Raw genomic sequence first — 4452 nt, 5'->3', positions numbered from 1 at the left:
TTAGGACTTACGCAAAAGTATGAATAAACTAACCGCAAAGGACGCAAAGGGCACGAAGTTATAAGAGTTTGAGAGAGTTCTTGCGTAAGTCCTAAATTCTTTACAGCCAATTTCCAATAATAATAAATGGTGCCCAATAATAGGGGTGATTATATTGGATGTCAATTTCAGTTGTTTTTGCATTAATCAGTTTCAATTGAGCAAGTTGTAAAGCTTGTGCTTTAGTGATTTTTGGTTGACGTAATTGATTATAAAACTCTGCTACTAAATTGGCTGTAGATTCATCCCCCACAGACCATAATGAAGCCATTGCACTTTTAGCACCAGCTTGTAATGCTACACCTGCTAACCCTAAGGTTGATCTATCGTCACCAACTGCTGTTTGACAAGCGGTGAGTGCTAATAATTCTAACTTAGTTGAATTATTATTAGTTTCACGCAGTAAAGTTTCTAGTTGATTAATTGTGAGTTTATCATTATTTCCTGTGACCAGGAATGTATCTTCGGGAATTGTGCCGAATTGTGCGTGGGTTGCGACGTGAATAATTGGATAGGCTGTGTTTTGAATTTCTTTTTCTAAATTACTAATTGTAAAATCTTGATTTTCTAATTTTTTAGTATTGGTAAATTGTTCTTGGATGCTTTTAGTTTCTAAAGGAACATTGATTAATGGTTCAAATAATAAATCATCAATTTTTATTTCTTTGCTCACAGCTAAAACCAAGGCTCTAGTTGATTTGAAATTAACTTTTTGTGTGGAGGTTAATTGTAAGCTTGGTGTAGTGGCGATCGCATATTTTTCAATCAAATATTTTTTGTCTATTTTGTCATAAAGTGCAGCCATCGGAACATTACGTAAAAAGCTATCTTGGATAAATACTAAAGTTTGAATTTTTTGAGCTTCTAAATATTTTTCCAAGGGACGAATAATTAATTCATAAAGGTTTTCAGCATCTTTAGTACTATAGATAATATCTCGCTTTCCCCTAATTAACCCATCGTAGAAGTCTTTAATTTTTTGACGAAGAGTTTCCTGGCTTTTATCTATCCATTCTAAATGCGTTTCTTGATTAGGTAAACTTAAGATAATTCCTGTTTTATCTTTGAGGACTATCGAACTAATAAAAGCAGAATTCTCTTCTACAACTTCGGCGATATTTCTATTTTCAATGGCGGTTAAAATACAATCATTTCCAAAGTAATTTTGAATTTCTGCTAACCTGAGAGAATTTATTGTAGTTAAGGCAGAATTAAAATCTGGTTTATTCAGTTCTTTATTATTACTAATATTTGGAGAAGCAAATTCCAATTGAAGTTGTGCTAACTGACGATACACAGGCTCAATGATATCCCGAAAATCGAATTGAAAATCCCGGTCGGCAATGAGAATATCACTGCGTAATTGTTCTAGAATATTGTATGCGCGTTGATAAAAAGGAAGTGCCTTAGTATTTTGATTTTCTGCTTTTAAAATTCTCCCGGCTTGCCATTCCCATAAATATAAGCTATCTTTAGCCTTTAATTTTTGATCTGCTAACCAAATTGCTTTGTTAGTAAATTCCCAAGCTAGTTTATAATTTTTTTCTTGACATTCATAAAAATGACCAAGCGCTCCCAAAGCATAAGATCCAGAACGGTAATCTTCCAGCCTTTGAGAAATTTTGATAGCTTGGTTAAATAATTCCTTGGCTTGGGAGTTTGGTAATTTTGATTTTGTTAAACATTGAGTAAATGGCGAACTTAATTCTTCATCAACACCAGGTAAATTTGCTAAATCGATGGCGCTATATACTTTATTAACAGAATCAGGTAATTTATCCAATAGTCCTAAAGCTGCTTGGATATTTACCTCCAATTCATTCTGGGGTATTAAGCTAATTGTTTTTGAGCGATAAAAAAGCTGAATTTGATTCAGCAGACTTCGCATCTCCCCAGATTTATTATCTTGTTCACGAGCTTCTTTGAGGCTTGCTTGGAAATATTCCAGGGCTTGTTGATAATCATTGTTGGCGTTTTGTTGGAATTCAGTTGCTTTCAAAACACTTTGTTGTTGAGCAGATTTCGCACGTAAATTCCAAAGTTGGGCACGGCTGGCGCGAGCATTACCTAAACTATTAAGGATGGCAAAATTATACGTCTGATTATCACTTTTTTTAGCAGCTTCCAGATATTGAATAGCTACATCATAATTCCCTCGAAGGCGATAAGTTTCACCCAAACTTCCTAATGCTGCAATTTCTCCGACTTTATCCTGTTGTTGTGTAGCTATCTGTAATGCACTACCTTGCTGACAAGTTAAGTTTTCGATATTTTTTATATCAGAAGCACCACATAAAAAATTAATAGCTTTTCCTGTTTGTCCAACATTACTGTAAACTTGGGCTATTTCTGTTAATACCCGCCCTACTTTTTGCCAGTTTTGTTGAGAGCCATAGTAATTCTTAACTTTATCCCAATAATTTAGAGCTTGCTCATTTTCACCCAATTGTTGATAAGTTCGTGCTAAATTTTCACTCACAACAGTGACATGATTATAGTTTTTCTGTTGTTCGTATAGCTTTAAAGCTGCTTCCCAAGATTGAATTGCAGCCTGAAAGTTACCTGTTTTATAATTTTCAACTCCTCTGTTAACTAATTTATCAGCATCAATGGCTTGAGCTTGGACTAAATTGCCTATACTCACTTGTGGAATGATTAATTGCACATTATTTAACCATACACAAAAAGTGAAACTGACAAAAAATAGAATTGTTAACCAATAATAAGTAGTTGATTTAGAAAATTTTTTGACCACGGTGAAGTGATTACAAATAGGTTTACTAAAAATGAAATCAGATAATTTATATATTTGTCAACTAATTGAAAGAATATTTATGTAAAAAATCATTAATAGCAAAATTGATGTACGTTGGCTATGCAGTTTTCTGCAATTTTCCAAACATCATTATGTATTCTTCAGATTTGATTTATCGAGTAAATATATGGCAGGTAAAATTATTTTCTAGGAAATAACGATGAATAAGTTGCATAAACTACTCGTAGCTACCACAGTCATAGTATCTTTTAGTAGCATTCCCTTTGGTGAAACGGTAGTTCAAGCGCAAGAAGCAGCATTTATGCAATGTTTCAAAGAATATACTAATTTAGGGATTTCAGCAGATGCGGCATTAGGAGAATGCCAAAAAACTAATCTAGTTAGATGTATTCAAGGTTTAATTACTAAAAAATATGTAGCTAAATCACTATCAGAATCTAATGGACGTTATTTAATTGATTCTGGTTCTCTTGATATGAGATGGCTAGAGGCTAATGGATGGAAAAACAAAGGATGTCGTGCTCGTATAGAAGGAGAATCTAAAACTTTAAATCGTTATCAGTGGTTTAGACAGGGCTGGTGTGGACAACCACAAATTGAATTCGAGCAATATTACTCTGTTGATGAAGCAAAAATGATTTGTCAATTAGGTTTACAGCCAAAAGAATAAAGTGCGATCGGTGCAACCAGAATTCTGCCGAAAAGCAATAGGTCGAGCATTCTTACAAGCTATCATCAATGAATTTACTAACATTAGACCTGCCTTGAAAATAGGGACTGGGGATTGGGGAAGAAATATTTTCATTCCTTCGTTGTGAATTGTGTTCATGGAGTTTGTTGCAATCAATTGCTTTTTGCACTTTTGTGGGAAAAGGGATGCATCTTTATTGGGGAAAGGGAAAATACCAAACTTTTCCCCCTTTCCCCTGCCCCTTTTCCCGACTTCTGCAAGAAGTTTATTGGTTACTCTAAACTTTGCCTAGACACCGCGTCTTAGGCAAAAGAAGCACAAGCACTTTATCGTAGATTTGGTTTTTACAATATCGAGCCATATTTAGAAAAAACAGAGATTCCGTTAGAATATCGAGGAAACTGGATTTTTATAGAATTGATTTTAAAATGATAAATATCCGTCCTGAAACTTTGACAGACTACCCAGCAATAGCCCAGGTGAATACTTTAGCTTTTGGTCAAGATAACGAAGCCAAATTGGTGGAACGAATACGTCATTCTCACCGCTATATTCCAGAACTTTCGCTAGTTGCTGAAATTGAAGGTATGGTAGTCGGTCACATCTTATTTAGCTATATTGACCTGGCGAAGGAACAAACATTACAAGTACTTGGTTTAGCACCTTTAGCAATTCGTCCAGAGTTTCAAAAACAAGGAATTGGTAGTGCATTAATCAAAGCAGGCTTAGAAATAGCAGAAACAAAGAAAGAAGCCATAGTAATTGTACTAGGTCATCCAGAATTTTATACCCGCTTTGGCTTTCAGACTTCTGTGCTTTATGGAATTGAATCTCCCTTTCCAGTACCAGAAGAATTCTTTATGGTTAAACCACTGCAAAATTATCAAGAAAAGTATCAGGGGAAGGTTGTTTATCCACCAGCTTTTGATGGGGTGTAGTATTAATC

At 34.6% G+C, this 4452-nt stretch carries 3 protein-coding genes; 2 read left to right on the top strand and 1 reads right to left on the bottom strand.

The window, feature by feature from the left end:
- Positions 1-100: 100 nt before the first annotated feature.
- A complete protein-coding gene (locus tag GNE10_RS32335; protein WP_311774905.1) occupies positions 101-2704 on the bottom strand; it encodes a CHAT domain-containing protein in 2604 nt (867 codons plus the stop codon).
- 310 nt (positions 2705-3014) lie between these two features.
- Between GNE10_RS32335 and GNE10_RS32330 the strand changes: the two genes are divergently transcribed.
- A complete protein-coding gene (locus tag GNE10_RS32330; RefSeq protein ID WP_185570071.1) occupies positions 3015-3485 on the top strand; it encodes a hypothetical protein in 471 nt (156 codons plus the stop codon).
- Between the two features lie 449 nt (positions 3486-3934).
- A complete protein-coding gene (locus tag GNE10_RS32325; RefSeq protein ID WP_185570069.1) occupies positions 3935-4444 on the top strand; it encodes a GNAT family N-acetyltransferase in 510 nt (169 codons plus the stop codon).
- Positions 4445-4452: the final 8 nt, after the last annotated feature.

Origin of the sequence: Nostoc sp. 2RC (genome assembly GCF_014222165.1) — a bacterium.
Lineage (GTDB): Bacteria > Cyanobacteriota > Cyanobacteriia > Cyanobacteriales > Nostocaceae > Nostoc > Nostoc linckia.
The sequence above is the reverse complement of the archived record's forward strand: the minus strand, read 5'-3'. Positions and strand labels throughout refer to the sequence as shown.